We start from the raw sequence: 22,095 nt of genomic DNA, 5'->3' as shown, positions 1-22,095 counted from the left end.
TGTCTATCCAGATAAAACAAGGGGACCGATATGAAACTAGAATCGCTGGCATTGCACTATGGGTATGAATCCGAAGCGACGACGAAAGCGGCGGCGGTTCCCATATATCAGACAACTTCCTACACCTTCGACAATACCCAGCACGGTGCCGACCTGTTCGACCTGAAGGTGGCGGGGAATATTTATACCCGCATCATGAATCCCACCACCGCCGTGCTGGAAAAGCGCATCGCGGAGATGGAGGGCGGGGTCGGCGCGCTGGCCGTGGCTTCCGGCATGGCGGCGATCACTTATGCCATACAGTGCATTACGAGCGCCGGCGACAATATTATCAGCACAACCCAGCTTTATGGCGGCACTTACAACCTGTTTGCCCACACGTTTCCGCGGCAAGGCATAGAGGTGCGTATGGTCTCGCATGATGACTACGATGCTGTGGAGAAACAGATAGATGACAATACCAAGGCGATTTTTTGCGAATCGATCGGGAATCCCGCCGGTAATGTCGTCGATATTGAAAAATTGGCGGATATTGCGCATAAGCATGGCTTGCCGCTCATTGTGGACAGCACCGTTTCGACGCCTTACCTCTGCCAGCCTTTCAAGTTTGGCGGCGATATCGTCGTACACTCGCTCACGAAATACATCGGTGGCCATGGCACGACAGTAGGCGGGGCGATAGTCGATTCGGGGAAGTTCGACTGGGTGAAGCACAAGGACCGGTTCAGGCTCATGAATGAGCCAGACCCATCCTATCATGGGGTCGTATATACCGAGGCTTTCGAAAACGCCGCCTATATCGGCCGCTGCCGGGTTGTGCCGCTACGCAATACCGGCGCGGCGCTGTCGCCGCACAGCGCTTTTCTGCTGCTGCAAGGGCTGGAAACGCTGGGCCTGAGAATGGACCGGCACTGTGAAAATGCATTGAAGGTCGCGCAATTTCTGGAACAGCACGCAAAAGTGGAGTGGGTCAATTACGCGGCACTGCCAAGCAGCCGGTATCATGACTTGTGTAATCGGTTAAGCAAGGGAAAGTCCTCGGGTCTGCTGAGCTTCGGAATCAGGGGCGGGGCTGCCGCCGGTGCGCAGTTTATCGACGCACTGAAGATGATTTTGCGCCTGGTCAATATCGGCGACGCGAAGTCGCTTGCTTGCCACCCTGCATCCACCACACATCGGCAGTTGAGCCCGGAAGAGTTGAAAGAGGCCGGGGTTTCGGAAGGTCTGGTCAGAATATCCGTGGGCATCGAGCACATCGAGGACATCATCGAGGATATATCCCAGGCGCTGGACGCGGCTGATTGAGATTTACGCCGGGCTTTCATGGAACAACTGCTCGCCACACGTCTTCCGTCGGCGTATCTCCCGTATTGACCGCTTTGCGAAAAATACTCATTTGCGGGGGAGAGGCCAGATCGGTGCGGGTAAACGATATAAAAAGCAGCAACGTATGATTGTTGTAATAGGTCTCAGCCAGGAACACGGGCGTGGACTGGACAAATTGCTCTGACGGCAACTTGAAAATGTCGAGGTAGAACTTCACATATCCGGTCTGAAATTGTGCTTTGTATATAGCCAGTTCGGGGAGGGAAATCGGAATAAACTGGCTGGAGGCAGGCGGCATACCGAAAAAATCGCTACCGAATTCCGTTCCCATCGCATTAACGATTACATTAATCCTGTACGTTGCGTTCTTCTCGTCTTTCTGAACAGAAAACCCCTGTTTTCCCAGCCACCCCACCAGTATTTTCTGCAGAAGAGCCTGGTCTGGGCTTATTCCGGCCGTGTTCAATATCACACCCGCGCCCGAAGGAATAGAAAGCATATCTTGAGATTCGGCAGGCAGGCTCCGCAGTACTGCTTCACTGATAAGGAGTTGTTCGATAGCGGTTCTTGGCGACTGGGTTGTTCTTTGGGTGGTCGAGCAGCCTGCCGCCAACCCGATACAGACGGCACTTACGGCCACGTTCTTCAGCAACCTGGTCATTCGTTCCATTCGTCAGCTTCTCCAACCGGGCAATCAGTTGACATCGCGTGCCAGGCGGGTGCCCGAAAACCGCCAGCACGTGCTCGCCAGGAAGAAATTGCGAAACCTTTCGCGAATCCATTCCTTGGGAATTGTGCAGGAGCCGCCACGCAGCACATTCTGGTTCACAATCGATAGCTGTTGCATTCGCCTCCGCCTCTTCCATATGCACGATATAGGTCCATTGGGATTTGCTTTTGCCGGGCGGTAGCCGGGGTAGGGCGAATAGCTCGACTGCGTCCCACGCATCGTCATAAAGTCAGCAAGCTCTTGCGCTATCAGTCGTATCAGCAATGGTACCAGCAGAGCAGGGATGAAAACAGTTGTTATCGGCAAAACATCCCCCTATTCGCTGTCGTGAAGCGGCATTTCCTGATCTCGAATTTGTCGGCTCAAGATGAACGTACGGAGTGTTTAACGCTCTAAGTTGGTATGGGCTATGCAGCGGCAATAAACAGTATATGGAGAGCTTGAGCGAAAGATTGACCCGGTGACGACTCATTTACACCTATGATTAACATGGCATCCGATGCATTGCCAGACCCGGTTTTGATACGATGTGGCATGCTGGTCCAGAATTGGAGTTCACGTGAAAATTAAATTAATTTGCCTCATTCTCTTTATGCTTGGGCCGATTTCGGCCGATTCAGCATGGGCGAGAGGAGGCCATGGGGGCGGGGGGCATGGAGGCGGGGGACACCACCATGGCGGACACCATGGGGGCCATAGCCATGGCGGTTACTATGGGGGTTTCTATCCAGGCTATGGATATGGCCTGGGCGGATTAGGATTGGGATTAGGTTTGGGTTATGGCTTGGGTTATTATGGGGGTTATGGTTATAGAGGTTATGGTTACGGTGGTTACGGTGGTTACGGTGGTTACGGTGGTTATGGTGGCTACGGTGGCTATGGTTTTGGGGCACCCTATGGGTACGGGTATCCCCCGGTAGTGGCTGTGCCGGCGGCACCACAGGTTTATATTCAGCAACAACAACCGCAAACCATACAGGCTCCGCCACCGCCGCAAGCTAATTACTGGCACTATTGCAGAAATCCTGAAGGATATTATCCCTACGTAAAAAAATGCCCTGACGGATGGCTTCAGGTGGCGCCACAACCGGCTGACCAGAATTGAGTTCATAAAAAACAATCATGTCAAGAATCCGTCGCTCGATTCCGTTGGTACTGGCACTTTTTGCATCCTCATCACTGATCTCGTGCGCAAGCATTCCCAGCGGGCCTGGCGTAATGGCATTGCCCGGCACGGGTAAAACCTTCGATCAGTTTCGTGAAGACGATGCTTACTGCAAACAGTATGCCAGTACACAAGTCGAGGGAGAGACGCCGAATCGCGCGTCGATACTCAGCGGTTTGGGAACCGCTGCCATAGGGACAGGTATTGGCGCCGCGGCAGGTGGGGCTTTCGGCGGAGGGACCGGTGCTGCTATTGGTGCCGGCAGCGGCCTCTTGTTGGGAGGATTGATGGGCACGAGTACGGCGCGGGATTCGGGAGCTATCGGCCAGCAACGTTATGATGCAGGTTATATCCAATGCATGTACGGTAAAGGTAACCGTGTACCGGTATCAGGCCAGGTCATGGATAACTCGCAATATCAACCCGCTGGGACGCCATCTCAACCTTTATCGAATACTGCGATGCCGCCACCGCCGCCGCCCGGTAATCCTCCGCCGCCTCCACCACCCTAGTCTTTTGCTACTCGTTCCATTCAAGTTGCCGGTCAAGCAGTTCAATATACTTTCCTGACGTGCTGACCCGCTTGACATTCCGGGATGAACATTCGCGTCGTATCCGGACGGGGCCGGAAGCGTCCGTCATAATGGAAGTTCATCTATGGCTTACGTGGAGGGTTTACCCCGCGAATCATTTTGTCCAGTTGGAAATCTGCTTTTTTGGCCGCTCGTTCGTCTTCTTTCGTCAACTCTTTTTGCACCAGTTTCGCAAAAACGACGAGGTCCTGCCGGGGATAAGCGTCCTGCACACCGCAGTCCTGAAAGAATTCCGCAATCCAGCGCGCATCGAGTTCGGTGCTTCCTGCTTCCCGCACATACTCATCCGCTGCCATTTTGACGTAGTCCGTCAGTTTAGGCATCTTTCTCTCCTTGCTGATGTCTATAAATAAATTTAGGTCTACTATGAACACGTGTCAAGGAACCTCTATTCCATGCTGATAAATATATGACCCAACAAAATCTCAAGCTTAGCGCCATAGCCGTTGAACGCACCGATCTCGCGGACTTGTGCGATGTGAAATTCGATGACAGCTTTGTGCGCTGCCTGCCGGGCGACCCCGTGACAACCAATGTGTCGCGTGCGGTGCGCGGGGCAAGCTATACCCGCGTCGCGCCGACCGCTGTGCGCGCCCCGCGACTGCTTGCCTGGGCCGAACCCGTGGGGGAAATGCTGGGCATCTCGCCGCCCGGCTCGCCCGTGGGCCTTGCGGCAGACGTGCTTGGCGGCAATCGTATCCTTCCCGGCATGCAACCTTACGCGGCACGTTACGGCGGTCACCAGTTCGGCCATTGGGCGGGACAGTTGGGTGACGGCCGCGCCATCACCCTGGGCGAGATACTCCGCCCTGACGGCAGGCGGTTTGAGCTGCAGCTCAAGGGCGCGGGCAGAACGCCCTATTCGCGAACCGCGGATGGCCGTGCGGTGCTTCGTTCGTCAGTTCGCGAGTTCCTGTGCAGCGAAGCCATGCATTATCTCGGTGTGCCGACGACGCGCGCATTGAGTCTGGTTGCAACAGGTGAATCGGTGGTGCGCGACATGTTCTATGACGGCAATCCGCAGGCCGAGATGGGCGCCATTGTCTGCCGCGTCGCACCCTCGTTCATACGCTTCGGCAGCTTCGAAATACTGGCTGCGCAGGATGAGCCCGATCTACTCAAACGCCTGGCCGATTATGTGATACGCGAGCATTTTCCTGAACTGTCGATGCCATCTTCTTCTGCACATTCCATATCTTCCGCCGTTTCTGCACCCTCGACTTATGCCCGCTGGTTCGAGGAGATCTGCCGGCGCACCGGGTTGATGGTTGCTCACTGGATGCGGGTGGGCTTTGTGCATGGGGTGATGAATACCGACAATATGTCGATCCTGGGATTGACAATCGACTATGGCCCTTATGGCTGGCTGGAAGGTTTCGATTTTCGATGGACACCCAACACCACGGATGCCCAGGGACGGCGTTACTGCTTCGGTGACCAGGCGCAAATCGCGCAATGGAACCTTATCCGTCTCGCGAACGCGCTTGCGCCACTGATCGAGGATCACGCCGCACTGGAGCGGGGATTAGCGGTCTATGGCGAAACCTTCAACAACACATGGCGTGGAATGCTGGCCGATAAGCTCGGACTGGCTTCGCTGGACCATAGAGATGACGACACGCTCATCAGCGAGCTGTTCGATTTGCTGCAACAGGTCGAGACGGATATGACGTTGTTCTTTCGCGCCCTGATGGAAATTCCTGAACCGGGCAACGTGGATCATATGGACGATCGGGCACTGGCGGAGCTATTCCGGAGGGCGTTCTACGATGAACAGCGAGCATTCGAACCCGCGCAGCTTGGCCGTCTGGCCGGTTGGTTGCGTCGTTATATCGCGCGGTTGCGCCTGGATGGTGATTCTCCGGATCAGCGTTATCAACGGATGAGCCGCGCCAATCCCAAGTATGTGCTGCGCAATTACCTCGCTCAGCAGGCAATTGAAGCGCTGGAGCGGGGCGATGCTTCTGTCATTACACGGCTCATGGAAGTGCTGAAACATCCATACGACGAGCAGCCCGAGCATGACGTGCTTGCAGGTCGGCGTCCCGAGTGGGCACGACACAAGGCCGGCTGTTCGGCATTATCGTGCAGTTCGTAGCTTATGAGGAATAGGTGTACGCCGTCACCGCAGTATTAACTCGGTATCAAGTTGTTTATCTTTATAGATCGAGCCATGATTTACGGTGAGGCGTAATAAAAGATACTAGAGTTGCTGGAGAGAGATGGTTGCCTGTTGGCTATTTTGAACGCTATCGGCATTGATCCAGACGAACTGAGAACCATTGCCAAATATTGAAGCTGCAATCTGCTGCTGTGGTTGAGTAGGGGCGGGCAAAATAAATTTGTAGTTGACGGGGTTACCTGGATCAGCCTGATAAACATTGGCTGCTGCCGAAGGTCCGGGATTTACGCAATAGATGCTGACAGCTGATGACCCTGGCCCAAACTGTGCCGTATAAAACTGCGTGATATTGCTTTGCAGGTTCATTTGATACCAGGTAGAAGCAGGTACTGCATAATACCGTGTAAATGCGTTAAAGTTCTGGGGAACTCCATTTATTGGAAGACTTCTGTTATTGATGCCGGCAGTATTGATAGGAAACGCAAGGCTTCCAATAAATGCACTTATTTTAGAATTGGCGGGTTGGTCACTGGTTAAGCTGATGGTAACGGTATTTGTTACATTCCCGTTAACCAATACGATTGCGGCAAGTCCTTGGTTTCCTGTCGTGCCAGGAACAACGACTTTGACTGGAGCCGCCGCATTGGTAGTGACTATGGTTACCGTCGTATCATGGTCGGCACCCGCAGAGTTGTAAAGGAATATGCCATTCGCACCATTTTGAATGGTTGTACAAACATATTTATTGTTACTTGGATCTAAAGTGACTAGACGGCCATCGTCCCAATTCCCGGGTGTTGCAAAAAGTACACTCATCATATTTCTCCCTAAGTCAGGTGTAAAAATTTTCATTCTCGATTGAGAAAATCAAGGTCGGCTATCAAATCTCCTGATAGCTCAGCAGTACTCTAGTGCATAAAAAAATAAGTTGAGATTAAGAAAAGAAGGCGTTTTATATGCCTTCTTTTTATTTGACTGCTTGATAAAAATATCGTAGGCGGAAGCTTCTTCCGCGATTTTCGCATACGAAATTCCTGTACGAATGTCCGCCTTCCGGCTGCGCTAAGTCTCCGCATACTCTTCTCCGGAAAACTGAATCAATGCCATTGCCGATGGGATTCGGCCTGGCTTTGGTTTCTGGTACAGCAGAGTTTGCTCAAGCTGCAAGCAGATATACCAACATTCTTCGCTTGGCGCAGAGCCAACATCGTGAGCGAGAATGACTATGCATTTTTTTAACAAAATCAGCCCGGCGCCCATGATTCTGCTGGAGATGCTGAGAGCCGGAGTGACGAGGGTGCAGCTAGAGGTGCCGCCCCAGGTGCAGCCTCGGGAGGTGCGCCAGGAGACGCGGTTGGAACGCTGGTTGGCGGACCTGCGGTCGGCGCGGTGGTTGCCGCGGGGAATATGTGGGCTCGCCGGCAGGCACAGCAGGAGGTCTGCCGGAAGGAGGCGAAGGAACAACGAAAAGAGCCTTACATCCGAGGCCAACCGGGATGATGTAGCCGTGCGTATCGCGATTGCCAGTGAATGGATAATCGGGCTGTTAAGGCAGCATGCACAGCCGAGTCGAAAGGGTGAAAGGCACGTGGGCTGGGTAGACTTCGACGCGGTGATGCCCTGCGGCGGGTGGATTGATGGCTGGAAACTTCCAACCTGAATCCACCTCGCAGCGAGCGATCAACTGCCGGATTCAGGTTTAAGGGACCTTGATTAGAGGCTGGCAGCGAGCCCGTTTATCAACCGCGCTGGTCCGATCTGCCCGCCCCATAATGCCGGGTACCGTAGTATGTGTTGGTCTGGCTGATCCAGGATTCATCGACCATATCCGGCCAGTTGTCCTTATCGAACCCTGGTGCGGATTCAAGGCGTTCCTTCTCGATATCCAATATGAAACGCCTGTCCAGAGTTTCGAGTTTAAGCGTTAGCGCGCACCATGGTACAGCATGAAGTTTTTCGCCAAAGCCCAGGATACCGCCGGTGGCCAGCACCGCATAAGCAACGCTGGCATGCTCCATGTCAAGCATTACTTCCTTGATTGCGCCGAGGATTTCCCCCTTCGGCGTGTAAACATCCATTCCCAAAGGCCAGGTGGCACCCATGAATCTGGGGGCGGGGCTGTTACTTTCCGGCATTATTTTATCCAGGCCTTGAGTATTGTGTTCATAAGTCATGTTGAGCTCCTGCAATATATAGTTAAGGTCTTCCGATGACGTCATGCATTCCGCAAGCCGCTTCGTAAAGCTTATGGCTGACAAAGCGTGCCTGAGCCAGCCGACGAGGTCGGTTCGGTGGCTAACACAGCACGGTGTCTGGCGTGCCCGCTGCAATGCATGAATGGTGGCGGGATGCTTTTATATTTTCTGACAGTGGAATTCTTCGATTTCCCACTATTCTTGAACGCACTAGTGAAGAAACAGTGCAAGGGTTTATCACGGCGGCAGGTTATGGTTGACGGTAGCGATAGGTGCTGCCACGGGATTCGGACGGGAAGCCACAGCCGTTCCAGTCGCTGTCCTGACGCTAATAATATTACATTCCGATACCTGAAATCTGGCCGAAAACGGGTAGCTGACAAGCTCGATCACACATGGCCGGAATGTCGTATGGTTCTTTTAGTATTGCGTTTTTTTCTGTATTTATCGGCATTTATCCCGAAGAGTCTGGCACCTATAGGCCAAGCTGTGCTCGAGCATGACCTTGCCATCAGTTTTACGCCCATGTATCGTGCGTTGATATGGGTCCTGGTGAAGCAGGGGCATTACAGCCGCGGCGGGGGTGGGCCGGCAATCGTAATTGAATTAGCTGTTTAGCATTATGGCGGCGCAATCAGCACCATGCTGCGGAAGGGCCGTCTGGCTGCCGGCCAGACGTCGGATTCAGTTAAAACGGAGGCCAGAATGACAATCCAGGGAACCCAAAGCAACGAACCAGCAGCAGTGGATCGGCATCTGGAGGAACTGTGCATCAATACGATCCGGGTCCTGTCCATTGACGCTGTCCAGAAGGCCAATTCGGGACATCCGGGTTTACCCATGGGAGCGGCGGCGATGGCCTATGTTCTCTGGACGCGCTTCCTCAAATACAATCCTCATGATCCGCTGTGGCCGGATCGCGACCGCTTTGTCCTGTCCGCGGGGCACGGTTCAATGCTTCTATACAGCCTGCTGCATCTTACAGGCTATGATCTCCCGCTTGATGAGATCAAGCGTTTTCGCCAGTGGGGTAGCCAGACGCCAGGCCATCCCGAGCGGGGGCACACGCCGGGAGTCGAGGTGACGACCGGTCCGCTCGGGCAGGGTTTCGGCAATGGCATCGGCATGGCTATGGCCGAGGCATGGCTGGCGGCTCGATATAACCGCCCTGGTCATGATCTGGTCGATCACTACACTTATGCGCTCGTCTCGGATGGCGATCTAATGGAAGGGGTGGCTGCGGAAGCAGCGTCGCTTGCGGGACACCTTCGCCTGGGCAAGCTCATTTATCTTTATGATCAAAACCACATCTCGCTGGCTGGCGCAACGGATCTTACGTTCACTGAGGATGTCGGCAAGCGGTTTGAGGCATATGGGTGGCATACCCGCGCGGTGCCGGATGGCAACGACACGGAGGACGTGGCCGCCGCCCTGCGAGAGGCGCAGGCCGAGAAAAACCGTCCATCACTCCTGCTGGTGCGGACACATATAGGTTATGGCAGCCCCCATAAACAGGACTCCTTTCATGCCCATGGGTCACCCCTGGGTACGGAAGAAGTAGCTGCCACCAAAAAAGCATTAGGATGGCCAACGACCGACTCTTTCTTCCTTCCGCCCGAGGCCGTGGCGCACTTTCGGCAGGCTATCGGGCGTGGAGCAAAAGCGCAACAGGAATGGCAGGAGCGCTTCGACGCTTACCGGGCAGCCTTTCCCGTAGAAGCCGCCGAATGGGACCAGGTCATGGGCGGTCGGCTTTCTCCAGACTTTACGGCGCAATTGCCGCAATGGAAGCCCGGCGACAAACCCGTTTCGACACGGGTGGCTGCCGGGCAGGCCTTGAACGCGCTCGCCCAGCGCATTCCGAATATTATCGGCGGCTCGGCCGATTTGAACCCCTCGACCAACACGGCCCTGAAGGAGCAAGGCGATTTTCAGCCATCGGAGGAGACGCCGGTGCCGGCCGCTGCGGGTGCAGTCGGCGGCACGTGGAGCTATGCGGGTCGCAATATCGCCTTCGGCGTTCGCGAGCATGCGATGGGCGCAGCCGTCAATGGCATGGCCGCGCACGGAGGCATAATCCCCTTCAGTGCAACGTTCTTCGTATTCTCCGATTACATGAAGCCAGCGATACGCCTGGGAGCCATCATGGGCTTGCGGGTGATTTATGTCTTCACGCACGACAGCATTGCTGTGGGCGAGGATGGACCGACGCACGAGCCGATTGGCCACCTGGCCGGCCTGAGGGCGATTCCCGGCCTGACTGTTATTCGCCCGGCCGATGCGAACGAAGCCGCAGAGGCATGGATGGTTGCGGTAGAGAGAAGCTCGCCCACGCTATTGGCGCTATCGCGCCAGAACCTTTCCATTCTCGACCGCTCGCGTGCGCGCGATGCCGGGGTGGCGCGAGGGGGATATATCCTTTCGGAGGCTGTGGGTGGCGAGCCCCAGGTACTGCTGATCGGAACCGGTTCGGAAGTCGAGCTATGCGTCAAGGCACAAGCGCGATTGAAGGAGCTGGATATACGCGCTCGCGTGGTCAGCCTGCCGAGCTGGGAGTTGTTTGCGGAGCAGGGCAGCGACTACCGCCAGCAAGTGCTGCCTGCCGGTGTGCGAAAACGCATAACAGTGGAAGCGGGCGCAACACTGGGATGGGAACGGTTTGCCGGAGAAGAAGGCGCCATTATCGGAATCGACCATTTTGGGGCCTCGGCTCCGGCGGAAGAAGTCATGAAACATTTCGGCTTCACTGTTGAGCGCGTCACCGCCGCCGCTCTACGGCTTCTGGGTCGCCCGGAAGCAGCGGCGCAAGAAGAGGGGAACTCGCATGAACAGGGCGAGGCGTCTGTGGCGCCCACATCGTCGGCCGAAGGACATTCCTGAGGGAGTACTCTCTTTTGCTCCACGGCAGAGCTGTACTACTTTTAGTTCTTCCAGGGAAGCACTGAACAAATAGTGCTTCCGGATCCGGGTAGGTTGGCTGCTGTTTTTTAGCACGAACGGACCGACAATTCATTTCCCGGCCATATTTCATTGCCGAGTTACCGTGTTTTTCTGTTTCATCGTCTGCTCTGGTGCATAGCGGACGGATTTCGCCCCTCAGGCAGCCAGCAGTGCCTGCGCTTCGGTCAGCACTTCCTCCTCTCATACGGAGCTTTACAGCCACCAACGCTTCTTGAATGATTCAGGTCGCAGTGTTCACAAAATGATCACTTTCAGGTTGGAATATTCACAAAATGACCACTTTCAGGTCGAAATACTCACAAAATGACCACCGATACATAATATTTCCCTGACAAGTGGTGTGGTAATTTTATCTCATCCTTGGACGTTGGCTTCTTTCTTGAATCTGCGCTGATCAGTTTAAGAAAAGCCACGGCGAAATTGTCGTGTTTGGCTGCGGAATCGATCATTAGCACGTCATAATCGCCAGTCTATCGGAACCGGGGCAACGTGATAGCAAGCAGCAGCTAAACGCTCTCGGGTGTGAGAATGACTTGTTCATCTTGGAAGGGAGACCTGGAAGCTCATGGCCCTGCAACTCACCATCCATATGATTGACGTCGGGCAACGAGAAAGTGCGCTCGTTGTTGCGGCAAACGTGGCAACCGGGCGACACCGGACGATATTGATCGATGGCGGGCTACTCGGGTATGCGGAGACAGTCCACAACTTTATCGATCCCATCCTCAGAGGTTACGGTTACCCCCTCGATCACATTCTCGTCAGCCACTACGACAAGGACCACTCAGGGGGAGTCATAGGCCTCCTGAATGCGAACAACATGCGAGTCGTAAGCGAGGCCATCGCGAACGCGGTGGCAAATGCGGCCCAATGGGCCGCAACGGGCACTCGCTCCCAGCAAATCGCCTGCGGAGCTGTGGCCGCATCGGCAACGATCCTCGGCGCTTGCGGCCCGAACGTGAATCAAATCCTGACAATGTGCCAGGTTGTTTTTCCCCGGGCTGTCGGGAAGACAGACGACGAGGCCGGCGAGATTGGATTCAACTATGCCCTGGAGCATACCCACAGGCCTTGGAGCTTTCCGCCCCTTCAAGTCGGCGAAAATGGGAGACGCATCGCAAAAATATCCTCGGTCGCCGCGGCGATTGCCATCGCGTCGGGAAGCAATCCGGCTACTGCAGCCTTCGGCGCCATCTTCCTCCTGATCGCCAAAACACTTCCTAATCAGCTACGGTTCGATACCGGGGGCCAATACTGTAACGTTCATCTTATCGATATCGGGCAACCCATCTGGCCATCGCAATCTGCCGAGATATGCGCCGACGCGGCGAGCGGGCAACACATGACCAAGGCGAATCGGATGATGGCGCCGGGCGTAAGCCGGACCCGGACGATGCCGGCGCGAGGGGACGAGATGCGATGGAACAGCGAGGCCGGTCCGACTCCCGCTCCCCCCCATTCACCCGCGATATTCTGCCTGGCGATCAACTCCTGGGTTTGGCAAGGGATCGGCAATAACCCTGTTCAGACCGTTTGGAGGCGCAAGGCCGAAAGCTGCACGTCCAGAGTTTAGTTGTAATGATCGTTAGTGACAGTTCGTTTCTTTATGCGGTTTAGGCAACTGTATTGTTTTATAAAGGTTTGCTAAAGAATTGCCTCATCCTTACGTGCAATATTGTAGGTAAATGAATTTTTTACCGAAGATATAAGAGGATACATAGTATGAACCAGATAGTACTTATTGCGTTACGCAGACCTTACACCTTCGTGGTTCTTTCAATTCTGATCGTCATATTCGGAGTCAGGGCGATACGGCACTCGCCAACAGACGTCTTTCCCACTATCAAGATTCCCGTGATCTCTGTAGTCTGGGCTTACGCCGGCATGTTGCCGCTGGATGTGTCGGGTCGTATCACTTTTTACTTCGAACGCTTCTTGACCTCGACGGTGGAAGGTATCTCGGACATCGTCAGCCAGGCGTACTATGGCATCAGCATCACGAATATTTTTCTTCAGCCCCACACCAACCTCCCTGGCGCAGAAGCGGAAGTTACAGCCATAGCCCAGACGATTGTCAAGGCGTTGCCGCCGGATATTTCGCCGCCCATGATCATGCGGCTGGAAGCCTCTCAGGTAGCGGTAGCCAGCCTGCAGATTACCTCGGACGAGATGACGCCGGCAGACCTCTATAATCTTGCTTATAACCAACTCAGGCCCCTGATTGTCGTGATCCCGGGAGCGATTGTTCCGCATCCTTACGGTGGAAAGCCCAAGCAGCTTCTGGTATCCCTCGATCAAGACAAGATGCTGGCTCGCAATATATCGCCAACTGATATCCATGCGGCTTTCGATCGCCAGAATATCGTGCTGCCCGCGGGCGATATGAAGATCAAGCAGACCGACTGGATGGTCCAGACAAACGCGATGCCGCCGGAGATTCCGGAATTCAACGATATTCCGATTAAAAGGGAAGGAAATTCCTTCGTTTTTTTGCGCGACGTCGCCGATGTTCAGCTGGCAGGGCCGCCGCAAACAAACTCCGTAATCGTGGACGGTAAACAGGCCGTCATTATTGTCGTCATGAAAAGCGGCGAGGCGTCGACCCTGGACGTGGTCGACGGCATCAGGGCAACCCTTCCGCGTATCAAGGAGATCGTGCCGTCCCATGTGGACGTTAGAATCATCACTGATGCATCGGTCTTCGTGCGGGAATCCATCAACGAGGTGACGCATGAGATGGCGATCGCCGGCCTGCTTGTCGGTTTGATCGTCATGCTCATGCTCGGCTCGTGGCGTCCCATGATAGTCGTTACGACTTCAATTCCATTGTGTATTTTAACCTCCCTCATCTTCCTGCAAGTGCTGGGTGAGTCGATGAACGTCATGACACTGGGCGGATTGGCGCTGGCGGTAGGGATTCTTGTCGACGATGCGACAGTGATGATCGAGAACATCGATACCCACCTGGAAATGGGCAAGGAACTCGATGAGGCAATCATCGACGCGGCAAACCAGATCGTTATTCCGACGCTGCTCGCCACATTATGCATATGCATTGTCTGGCTGCCACTGTTCACGCTTTCCGGCGTATCGGGCTATCTGTTCAAGCCGATGGCGCTGGCGGTGATATTCGCCATGCTGGCGTCCTTCATCCTGTCGCGTACGCTCGTGCCGACCATGGCGAAATATCTTATCAAGCATCCTCACGCAGAAGGACACGGAGAAGGACATGCGGAAGAACATGCAGAAGGACACGGAAAGGAAGGCGACCACCCTGGCGAGGAAAAGCCAGGGGGGAAGGCTGCCGGTTTCAAGGAGAAGTTAAAATATCATATGGGGATTTTCTCCCGTTTTCAGCAGGCATTCGAGGCTCGCTTTCTTCAATTCTGCGCCTGGTATGGCGGGCTGCTCGAACAGACCATTGCAAATCGCCGCCGGTTCGTAACGATCATGCTGGCTTTCGCGCTCGTCTCCCTTGTTCTGTTCTACTTCAACGGCCGCGATTTTTTTCCGGAGGTCAGGTCGGGGACCATCCAGATGCACATGAGGGCGCCTCTCGGCACACGGATAGAAGCTGTAAACCGCATTACCACGCGCGTTGCGGAGGATATCTCGCGGATGCTTCCCGGGCAGGTTGAAGGCGTCATCAGCAATTGCGGCTTACCCGTCGGGCCGCATAATCTGGCCTTTATTCCGACGCCCACGATCGGAACGCAGGACTGCGATCTGACGATCACCCTGTTCGACGAGAAATCAGCCGTGTGGGATCTCCGGAAAATTATCCATAAAGGTCTGAAGGAGCGCTATCCGGGGACCGAATTCACCTTTCAGCCAGCCGATCTGATAGCGAAAATCTTGAATTTTGGTGCCCCTTCTCCGATTACTGTTCAGGTTAACGGGATGGATATCTACGCAAACTACGAATACGCGCGCAAATTGCAAGGCAAGCTACGTAAAATCCCCGGTTCCTCCGATGTGGTGATCCAGCAAACCATGCGCACGCCAACCCTGTTTGTTGAAGGCCAAAGGACATATGGACTCGGTGTTGACAGGAGCGAATCGGATATTGCCCTGAATATGCTGATAACGACTAACGGAACCCAGCAGATCGACCAGAAATACTGGCTGGATCTAACGACCGGCATGTCATACCAGATCAACATCTATCAGCCTCAACCTTGGGTCTCAAGCACCAATGAGTTGAACAAGATTCCTGTCAAACCGGAGGGGGAAGGCGGCCTGGATGAGAAGTATCAACTCCTGGGCAATCTGACGCAGAAAACGCCAGTAGGCACGCCCGGCCTGGTCACCCACAGGGGCATCATGCCGTTGATTGAAGTCTATGTGTCTGCCGAAGGGCGGGGGCTTGGCGACCTGCTGGATGACGTCAAGAAAATCGTCGAGGAGATGGACGAAGAAGTACCCCGCGGCTCCGATGTCCAAATCGCCGGCCAGGCCGCGAATATGGTTACCACCTATGGCGAACTGCTTATCGGTCTCGCAGCGGCTGTCGTGCTGATCTATCTCTTGCTTGTCGTCAATTTTCAATCATGGCTGGTTCCCTTCATCATCATTACAGCCCTGCCCGGCGCTTTGGCAGGCATTGCCTGGGCCCTGTTCCTGACCCAGACGAATATTTCCGTTCCGGCCCTGACAGGCGCCATCATGGCCATGGGGACGGCCACGGCAAATTCCATACTTGTCGTGGCCTATGCGCTGGAGCGCATCGAAGTGCATGGTGACGCCCTGCGAGCCGCCGTTGAGTCCGGCAAAGCCCGTATTCGTCCTGTTCTCATGACCGCGGCAGCCATGATCATGGGCATGCTTCCGATGGCTATGGGAGGATCCACCAATGCGCCACTGGGTCGTGCAGTGATTGGCGGTCTGATGTTCGCGACGATATATACCCTGTTCTTTGTCCCGGCTGTGTATGCCATCATGTATTACGCACGAAGCGTTCCTAAAGACCAGGAAAGCATTTCTCAACAGGTTGCACCTCAACTCGGGAATTCCTGATATGAAAAAATCAAGTCAAAAATTTATAGTGATTTTGGCAATCGTTCTTGGTGTTGTCTATTTGGGTTACCGAGTCATCGAATCCCGTAAACATATGGATTCTTTAACAGAAAAGGCGATGGAGAATGATGTTCGGACTGTGGCTATCATCAAGGCCGAGCACCTGCCTGCTCAGGAAACCATCAAGCTTCCAGGTACTATCCAGGCATGGTTTCAGGCGCCGATCTATGCTCAGGTATCCGGTTACGTCAAGATGTGGCATAAAGATTGGGGAGCGCTAGTCAAAAAAGGAGATGTACTTGCCGAAATCTACGCACCGGCGCTCGATGCCCAATACGCGCAAAGCAAGGCGGATCTGGCATCGGAAGTGGCCCTTAATGAGCTCGCCATACTTACCGCGGACCGGTGGATAGCCTTGCGCAAAAACCAGGCGGTATCCGAGCAATCGATTTCGGTAAAGGTGGCCGAGGCAAAAGCCCAACAGGCAAAGGTGAATGCCGCCATGCAAAACGTCCGTAACTTTGAAGCATTGATCAATTTTAAAACAATTGTTGCACCGTATGACGGCGTCGTCATTAACCGTGCCATTAATGTGGGAGACTTCATCAATAAGGAAGGCACTATCAGTTTACCGGAAGGTGAAGTCCGCAATCTTTTTACTGTCGCCGACATGAGCCGGATGCGTTTGTTTGTCAGTGTGCCTGAAGCCTACGGCGCCACTATGCACGATGGCCTGAAAGCCGATCTGACGGTGCCGCAATTTCCCGGCCGACATTTCACTGCCGAGTTTCTGACCACTGCTCGCGGCTTCAATGTTGGTACACGTACGGTGGTCACCCAATTTGTGATTGAAAATGAAGCGCGGGATCTGTGGCCGGGTTCCTATGCATCAGTCAATATCACCGTGGATGTTCCGAATAGACACCTCTCCATTCCATCCAGCGCACTGGTATTTGATGAGATGGGGACGCGAGTGGCCGTGGTGGATGACGACAACATTGTTCACTTCAAGCCGATCAAAATAACCAGAATCCTCGACGCTACTGTCGAATTAACCGAGGGCGTCTCAACAGAAGACCGGATTATAAACAATCCCAGCGCTGCCATACTTGAAGGTGACAAGGTAAGCATTGTAACGCCTGCACCGGGGTATGATCTGATCAATGAGGAGAAAAAACCGGCTGCGGAGTCATCGAAACCAGCCTCACATGCAGAAATGCCAGATCCGATGTTAAAACAAGCATTGAACGGATCACAAGCATCATGAACACTCATTTGACCATGATCGACTTGCGGCGTAAAAAAGGAACCCATATTTCAAATCTCTGTCGTCTCGGCGCAAGATTTGGCGGGTTTTTATTTCTGGCAGCCAGCCTGGCAGCTTGCAGCGGCCTTCCCTTTCCTGCATTCGATCTGACGCCCACTTATAAACCGCCTGAGTATGTCGTTCCGGATTCCTGGGAGGGAACGAGTGATTTCGTCAAGGCTAATCCGTCGGATGATGCAATCCGGCCCGACTGGTGGACACTATATGACGATCCAATTCTAAACAAGCTTGTGGAGCAGGGACTTGCAGCCAACCCGGACTTGCATGCAGCAGCTGAACGGTTCGTTCAAGCGCGCGATGCAATGATGAAGGCACGGGCTCGATATTTCCCTCAACTCGGCTTTGAGTACGGTGGCAGTAATAACAGGCAATCCGACCATACGCTCTTTCGTGCTCCTGGAGAACCTGACAGCGATACTCAACATATTATGAGTGGAATTGCATCCTGGGAGCCGGATTTCTGGTCGAAACTTCGGAATGTGGCGCAATCCAGAATCTATCGTGCTGAAGAACGTGCGGCTGATTATGGACTCGCACGCCTTATTCTGCAGGCGGAAATTGCATCGAATTATTTCGCACTGCGTGGACTGGATGCGCAAATTGCGATTTACACACGGTCGATTATTCTTTACAGGTATACGGTGGATGTTGTAGTGACTCAGTTTGAAGGCAAGATCGCCTCTAATCTCGACGTAGCACGGGCTCAGTCGTTGCTGTTCGCTACCGAGTCAGAATTGTCCCTGATGCAAAGCGACCGAAAGGTGGTGGAGCAGGCCATTGCAATTCTTCTTAATCTCGCTCCAGCCAGCTTTAAGATCGAGCCGGTAGATACCCTCCTTACCACGAATTTCAGCCTTCCGCAGACAATTCCATCTACTTTACTTGAACGTCGGCCCGATATTGCCGCGATGGAGCGCCGGATGGCGCAGGCCAACCGCGGCATTGGAATTGCACGTGCCGCTTTTTTTCCGGATGTGGCCTTCCGGGTCGGAGGAGGACTTGAGGATTCCGGATTCAATCTGCTCAGCCTGGCTAACGGTTTCTGGGCCTATGGTTCCTCTTTTGCCATTCCGATTTTTCAGGGCGGATATCGTCGGGCTCAATTGCAACAGTCATGGTCGGCCTACCGTGAGACAGAAAATGCATATCGTTCGACAGTGTTGAATGCTTTTCGTGAAGTTGAAAATAACCTGACCAAGACCTATTGGATGGCCAAGGCCGCCGAACGGCAGGATGCTACCGTCGGAGCCGCACGTATCACACAAGACCTTACCATGGATCTCTATAAGGGCGCTTTGGCCTCCAGCCTTGAACTCATTTATGCACAGATCGGCACGCTGACGGCAAGCGTCAAGTCTGTACAGATCAAGACTGGTGTACTGGTAGCATCGGTGGACCTCATTCGTTCGCTTGGAGGGGGCTGGAATCGCGACCAATTACCCGAAGACAAGGAAATTCAACCCTTTAGCGTACTTCAATATTGGGATCTTGATAAGCCATCGCCAGTCGGAGGAATTGACGTCAATGCGGATCCTGCCGATAGAAAAAGCAAAACCCATAATTTGACCAAGCCTCTGGTTCAACATGAAGATCATAGCGAAGGAAACAAAAACAATAAACTTCCGGCACCCCCGTTTCCAGAGCCCTTTTTTCCATAACTGCATCTTGCAAGCGCTACTGGGTTCGCCGGCAGGCACAGCAGGAGGTCTACCGGTCTACCTGAAGGTAGGTGGGGGACAACGAAAAGAGCCTTACATTCGAGGCCAGCCGGGATGGTGTTAGCCGTATCGCGATTGCCAGAGAAGTGGTCCCAGGAATTTGAACGAGTCCGCAAGTGGAGAATCTGCTACCTTGGTCCCTGCGGGGCCTGGATATGGAGCAGAAAATGGCAAAAAGGACGAGACGAACCCATTCATTCAGCGGCGTTCAAAGCCAGAGTGGCACTGGCGGCACTGGCTGGTGACAAGACGCTGGCCGAACCGGCGCAGCGGTTTGAAGGTCACCCCAACCAGATTAAACAGGTCACGGAAACAGAACTGATTAACAAAAAATCACCTTGAGCAACGCGCCGCACAAATCACGATCCCTCGCTCAGGGATTTTTGCAAGACGCCCATCATGTAACCGGTGCCAACATCCCGCGCCGTTGCAGTTAGAATAGATGCCCACTGCGGGAGTTTTCTCCCCGCGATTTTCCGGGGCGTTGCGCGCAATCTTTTTTTGTTCATTGGGGCATCTCCTGAGACCGGATTCCTTGACGGCGACCCAGTACGCTTGGACCGGTCCAGCTTTGTTGTCTGCGTTCCATCGAACCTGGAGATTGGCGATGGTGCCATGAGCATGGGCGCCAAGCAGGGTAGCTCCGCTGTCTAGTCGGAGGCGACGTTGCGCGCGTCCGTTCGCATTGAAAACATGATGCGTACCCGTAGGAATAAAAATCATGTCTCAGGGAAAATCCAGCGGATTACTTGACAAGGCTGTAGATGAAAGCCGGGATCACATTCTCGGGTCAAGCAGTGCCGACATTACTCTAGTCGAATACGGGAGTTATGCCTGTCCCCATTGCCGTGCGGCGAATGAAAAAATTGCACAGGTGCGGGACCAGCTTGGGGATCGTCTCCGTTATGTATTCCGCCATTACCCGCTGATCGGAAATCCGTTAGCCAGCGCGCCGCCGAGTTGGTCGAGCGTGCGCCTGACTCAAAGAGTTTCTGGGACGCCCACATCACTTTGATGACTCGGTCAGAAATTTTGACCGAAGGCGATCTGAAAGTGGTGGCTGAACAGCTCGGCATCGAAGATTTTGATGCGGATAGCAGGGCAGCAATCAAGGCAAGAGACCGTGTCACCATGGATGTAGAAAGCGCGGCGGCGAGCAACGCCATCGTGGTGCCCACTTTCTTCATCAACAGCCGGATGCCCTGCACGACAGGCTGGAGTCGCCAGCCGACAGACTGCTGCGCTATGCCGGTGCGCGATCAAGCTATGTGGTGCTACCGCTCTTCGCCCTCGCAAATGCTGGCGTAGATTTCTTGTCTGCAGTCGGTGCAGGCCAGCAATCACTGATGATTGCGATCATCGCCGGCCTTGTTATTGGCAAACCAGCGGGAATCTTTCTGGCATCATTTGCGGCCGTGAAAATTGGGATTGCTCGAAAACCTGACGATTATTCGTGGATGCAATTGATGGCTGCAAGTATCTTGGCGGGCATCGGTTTCACCATGTCGCTCTTCATTGCTGGCCGCGCATTTTCTGACCCGGCGGATTTTGCGGCGTCCAAGATTGCAATATTCTCGGGCTCGATCATCTCTGCCGTCCTGGGTCTTGTGATGCTGCTTTTGGTGACATCTCGCACGACACCTTCGTCACGTATCGCTGTGCAGGATGTGGCAGATAAGCATGCTTGAACACGGAGAAGCCAGCGTTCTCTTTGCAGCCTGACTTATGCGAATCGTGTCGATGTAGCTGCTTCTACCCGCTTAGAGCAAAACGTCGCCTCTGAGTGCATGACGGCCGTGCTCACGCATGGCTAATGCACGAGATACCTTGTGATGAGCGCGGCTGTCCGGATGCCCTGAGAATCCGCACGCCCCCCAAAGCTGTAAGCCAGCGAAGCACCAGTGGGGCTTCGATGACTCTCATGCTTCCCAATGTCGATAACCTCCACTTAGTTCGGTTACCAACAATTTGAGGCAACGTATCCTCCTGATGTACTCCTTCGGTTACTTTTTTATTGAGGCAATTCGGGAACAATCGGGCTAATTTGCTTTTTCTTTATCCTTATCTATAAATAAATATGCGGCATGGCATTGTCAGGTAGACGATCCATTGCCCAACTTTTACTGGAGATAATCATGAGCAGGCGGACGGCGTGGAGCGGGTGACCGGCCGGCTATGAGCGTCCGGGAATTTGTGTCGCTGTACACGGATGAGTTCGGCGGTCGTCGATCTTAAAGGTTCGCCACGCCGAACCCAGCGCTGCACCGGACCCCGCCGCGTAATTTGTTTTCCGCTGCTCGCCGGCTTGTCGTCATCGGGCAGGTGTTGCGCGGCCGGGCCGGTGAGCTTATTCGTTAATCCTGAACATACAGGTAAGGAGATTTCATGTCAGAAAGAATCAATCTTGGTAAATCCGCTCCAGCGCTTTACCAAGCGGTCATTGGCCTTGAGAAGCTGGCGGCTGAGGCCGTTGCTTCCGCAAGCATCCCGGATGGCTTTGCACATCTGTTGCGCCTTCGTGCATCCCAACTCAACCAGTGCGCATTCTGTATCAGGATGCATACTCAAGATGCCCTATCCAGTGGCGAGTCAAGCGATCGCATAAGTGTCTTGGCAGCCTGGCGGGAAACTGGGTATTTCACCGAAAAGGAACGCTCATCATTGGCACTGGTAGAAGCAATTACACTGATCTCTGACGGGCAAGTGCCAGATGCCATCTATGAGCAAGCAGCAGCCAATCTGTCAAAAGATGAAATATCGGCTGTCGAGTGGCTTTCGGTAGTCATCAATGCTTGGAATCGCATTGCCACTTCCAGCCGTTATCCTGTGAAGGCGTGAGCATGGCCAACAATTCATTCAAGCCAAACTCCGGCTCAAGCTTGGTCTGTGGCCCGTGTATTGGAAGCCTGGTGGCGACAGTATTCCCAGGCTTGACCGGAGAA

General features: G+C 54.0%; 22 protein-coding genes. 16 read left to right on the top strand and 6 right to left on the bottom strand.

All coding sequences use genetic code 11. The features are described 5' to 3' along the window. Positions 1–30: 30 nt before the first annotated feature. Positions 31–1,305 (top strand): O-acetylhomoserine aminocarboxypropyltransferase/cysteine synthase family protein, encoded by a 1,275-nt coding sequence (locus tag BLP78_RS11070; RefSeq protein ID WP_090459212.1) that lies wholly within the window; start codon positions 31–33, stop codon positions 1,303–1,305. A 16-nt stretch (positions 1,306–1,321) separates the two neighbouring features. Here BLP78_RS11070 and BLP78_RS11065 read toward each other — a convergent pair whose 3' ends face one another. Then, complete coding sequence (locus BLP78_RS11065; RefSeq protein WP_256330230.1) at positions 1,322–1,996, bottom strand: hypothetical protein; 675 nt, start codon at positions 1,994–1,996, stop codon at positions 1,322–1,324. 24 nt (positions 1,997–2,020) lie between these two features. Beyond that, positions 2,021–2,173, bottom strand: coding sequence for a hypothetical protein (locus BLP78_RS15625; protein ID WP_176752850.1), 153 nt, complete (start codon positions 2,171–2,173; stop codon positions 2,021–2,023). 475 nt (positions 2,174–2,648) lie between these two features. Here BLP78_RS15625 and BLP78_RS11060 point away from each other — a divergent pair, with 475 nt between their 5' ends. Together BLP78_RS11060 and BLP78_RS11055 are read left to right on the top strand one after the other, a co-directional pair. Further along, positions 2,649–3,161 (top strand): hypothetical protein, encoded by a 513-nt coding sequence (locus tag BLP78_RS11060; protein ID WP_090459211.1) that lies wholly within the window; start codon positions 2,649–2,651, stop codon positions 3,159–3,161. Positions 3,162–3,178: 17 nt separating this feature from the next. Then, positions 3,179–3,733, top strand: coding sequence for a hypothetical protein (locus BLP78_RS11055; protein ID WP_090459209.1), 555 nt, complete (start codon positions 3,179–3,181; stop codon positions 3,731–3,733). A gap of 143 nt (positions 3,734–3,876) precedes the next feature. On the opposite strand, the gene BLP78_RS11050 is transcribed toward BLP78_RS11055, so the two are convergent. After that, positions 3,877–4,137, bottom strand: a complete 261-nt coding sequence (locus BLP78_RS11050; RefSeq protein WP_090459207.1) for a hypothetical protein — start codon at positions 4,135–4,137, stop codon at positions 3,877–3,879. An 86-nt stretch (positions 4,138–4,223) separates the two neighbouring features. On the opposite strand from BLP78_RS11050, the gene BLP78_RS11045 reads away from it, so the two are divergent. After that, on the top strand, positions 4,224–5,912 hold the full coding sequence (locus BLP78_RS11045) for a protein adenylyltransferase SelO (protein WP_090459206.1): 1,689 nt from the start codon (positions 4,224–4,226) through the stop codon (positions 5,910–5,912). Positions 5,913–6,017: 105 nt separating this feature from the next. Here BLP78_RS11045 and BLP78_RS11040 read toward each other — a convergent pair whose 3' ends face one another. Further along, the gene (locus BLP78_RS11040) at positions 6,018–6,788 is read right to left on the bottom strand and encodes a hypothetical protein (protein WP_143002943.1); all 771 of its coding nucleotides are present in this window, start codon (positions 6,786–6,788) and stop codon (positions 6,018–6,020) included. Between the two features lie 367 nt (positions 6,789–7,155). Between BLP78_RS11040 and BLP78_RS11035 the strand changes: the two genes are divergently transcribed. Further along, complete coding sequence (locus tag BLP78_RS11035; RefSeq protein ID WP_143002942.1) at positions 7,156–7,596, top strand: hypothetical protein; 441 nt, start codon at positions 7,156–7,158, stop codon at positions 7,594–7,596. Positions 7,597–7,675: 79 nt separating this feature from the next. Here the strand turns inward: BLP78_RS11035 and BLP78_RS11030 are convergent, their stop codons facing one another. Further along, complete coding sequence (locus BLP78_RS11030; protein ID WP_090459255.1) at positions 7,676–8,110, bottom strand: PRC-barrel domain-containing protein; 435 nt, start codon at positions 8,108–8,110, stop codon at positions 7,676–7,678. Positions 8,111–8,542: 432 nt separating this feature from the next. Between BLP78_RS11030 and BLP78_RS11025 the strand changes: the two genes are divergently transcribed. The 7 genes from BLP78_RS11025 to BLP78_RS16270 all read left to right on the top strand — a co-directional run bounded on the left by BLP78_RS11025 (position 8,543) and on the right by BLP78_RS16270 (position 19,495). Then, a complete protein-coding gene (locus BLP78_RS11025; RefSeq protein ID WP_090459202.1) occupies positions 8,543–8,749 on the top strand; it encodes a hypothetical protein in 207 nt (68 codons plus the stop codon). Between the two features lie 87 nt (positions 8,750–8,836). Further along, complete coding sequence (gene tkt / locus BLP78_RS11020) at positions 8,837–11,011, top strand: transketolase (RefSeq protein ID WP_090459253.1); 2,175 nt, start codon at positions 8,837–8,839, stop codon at positions 11,009–11,011. 646 nt (positions 11,012–11,657) lie between these two features. After that, the gene (locus BLP78_RS11015; RefSeq protein ID WP_256330228.1) at positions 11,658–12,665 is read left to right on the top strand and encodes a ComEC/Rec2 family competence protein; all 1,008 of its coding nucleotides are present in this window, start codon (positions 11,658–11,660) and stop codon (positions 12,663–12,665) included. A gap of 149 nt (positions 12,666–12,814) precedes the next feature. Next, positions 12,815–16,108 (top strand): efflux RND transporter permease subunit, encoded by a 3,294-nt coding sequence (locus tag BLP78_RS11010; protein ID WP_090459200.1) that lies wholly within the window; start codon positions 12,815–12,817, stop codon positions 16,106–16,108. Between the two features lies 1 nt (position 16,109). Continuing rightward, positions 16,110–17,375 carry an efflux RND transporter periplasmic adaptor subunit gene (locus tag BLP78_RS11005; protein WP_090459198.1) on the top strand — a complete coding sequence of 422 codons (1,266 nt, stop codon included), beginning with the start codon at positions 16,110–16,112 and terminating at the stop codon, positions 17,373–17,375. Next, complete coding sequence (locus BLP78_RS11000) at positions 17,372–19,093, top strand: efflux transporter outer membrane subunit (protein ID WP_090459197.1); 1,722 nt, start codon at positions 17,372–17,374, stop codon at positions 19,091–19,093. Before BLP78_RS11005 ends, BLP78_RS11000 begins: the two co-directional genes overlap by 4 nt. Positions 19,094–19,228: 135 nt before the next feature. Continuing rightward, positions 19,229–19,495 (top strand): hypothetical protein, encoded by a 267-nt coding sequence (locus BLP78_RS16270; RefSeq protein WP_176752848.1) that lies wholly within the window; start codon positions 19,229–19,231, stop codon positions 19,493–19,495. Between the two features lie 17 nt (positions 19,496–19,512). Here BLP78_RS16270 and BLP78_RS15620 read toward each other — a convergent pair whose 3' ends face one another. Further along, positions 19,513–19,662 carry a hypothetical protein gene (locus tag BLP78_RS15620; protein WP_176752849.1) on the bottom strand — a complete coding sequence of 50 codons (150 nt, stop codon included), beginning with the start codon at positions 19,660–19,662 and terminating at the stop codon, positions 19,513–19,515. Positions 19,663–19,874: 212 nt separating this feature from the next. Between BLP78_RS15620 and BLP78_RS16030 the strand changes: the two genes are divergently transcribed. The 4 genes from BLP78_RS16030 to BLP78_RS10980 all read left to right on the top strand — a co-directional run bounded on the left by BLP78_RS16030 (position 19,875) and on the right by BLP78_RS10980 (position 21,991). Continuing rightward, positions 19,875–20,168, top strand: a complete 294-nt coding sequence (locus BLP78_RS16030; RefSeq protein ID WP_256330227.1) for a DsbA family protein — start codon at positions 19,875–19,877, stop codon at positions 20,166–20,168. Then, the gene (locus tag BLP78_RS16025) at positions 20,168–20,461 is read left to right on the top strand and encodes a DsbA family protein (protein WP_371128876.1); all 294 of its coding nucleotides are present in this window, start codon (positions 20,168–20,170) and stop codon (positions 20,459–20,461) included. The genes BLP78_RS16030 and BLP78_RS16025 overlap by 1 nt, the downstream gene beginning before the upstream one ends. Then, positions 20,422–20,841, top strand: a complete 420-nt coding sequence (locus BLP78_RS16020; protein ID WP_371128875.1) for a Na+/H+ antiporter NhaA — start codon at positions 20,422–20,424, stop codon at positions 20,839–20,841. Before BLP78_RS16025 ends, BLP78_RS16020 begins: the two co-directional genes overlap by 40 nt. Before the next feature lie 697 nt (positions 20,842–21,538). After that, on the top strand, positions 21,539–21,991 hold the full coding sequence (locus tag BLP78_RS10980) for a carboxymuconolactone decarboxylase family protein (RefSeq protein ID WP_090459192.1): 453 nt from the start codon (positions 21,539–21,541) through the stop codon (positions 21,989–21,991). Positions 21,992–22,095: the final 104 nt, after the last annotated feature.

Source organism: Nitrosospira sp. Nsp1 (assembly GCF_900100985.1).
GTDB lineage: Bacteria > Pseudomonadota > Gammaproteobacteria > Burkholderiales > Nitrosomonadaceae > Nitrosospira.
Note: the sequence above shows the minus strand (reverse complement) of the source record. Positions and strands in the feature narration are given on the sequence as shown.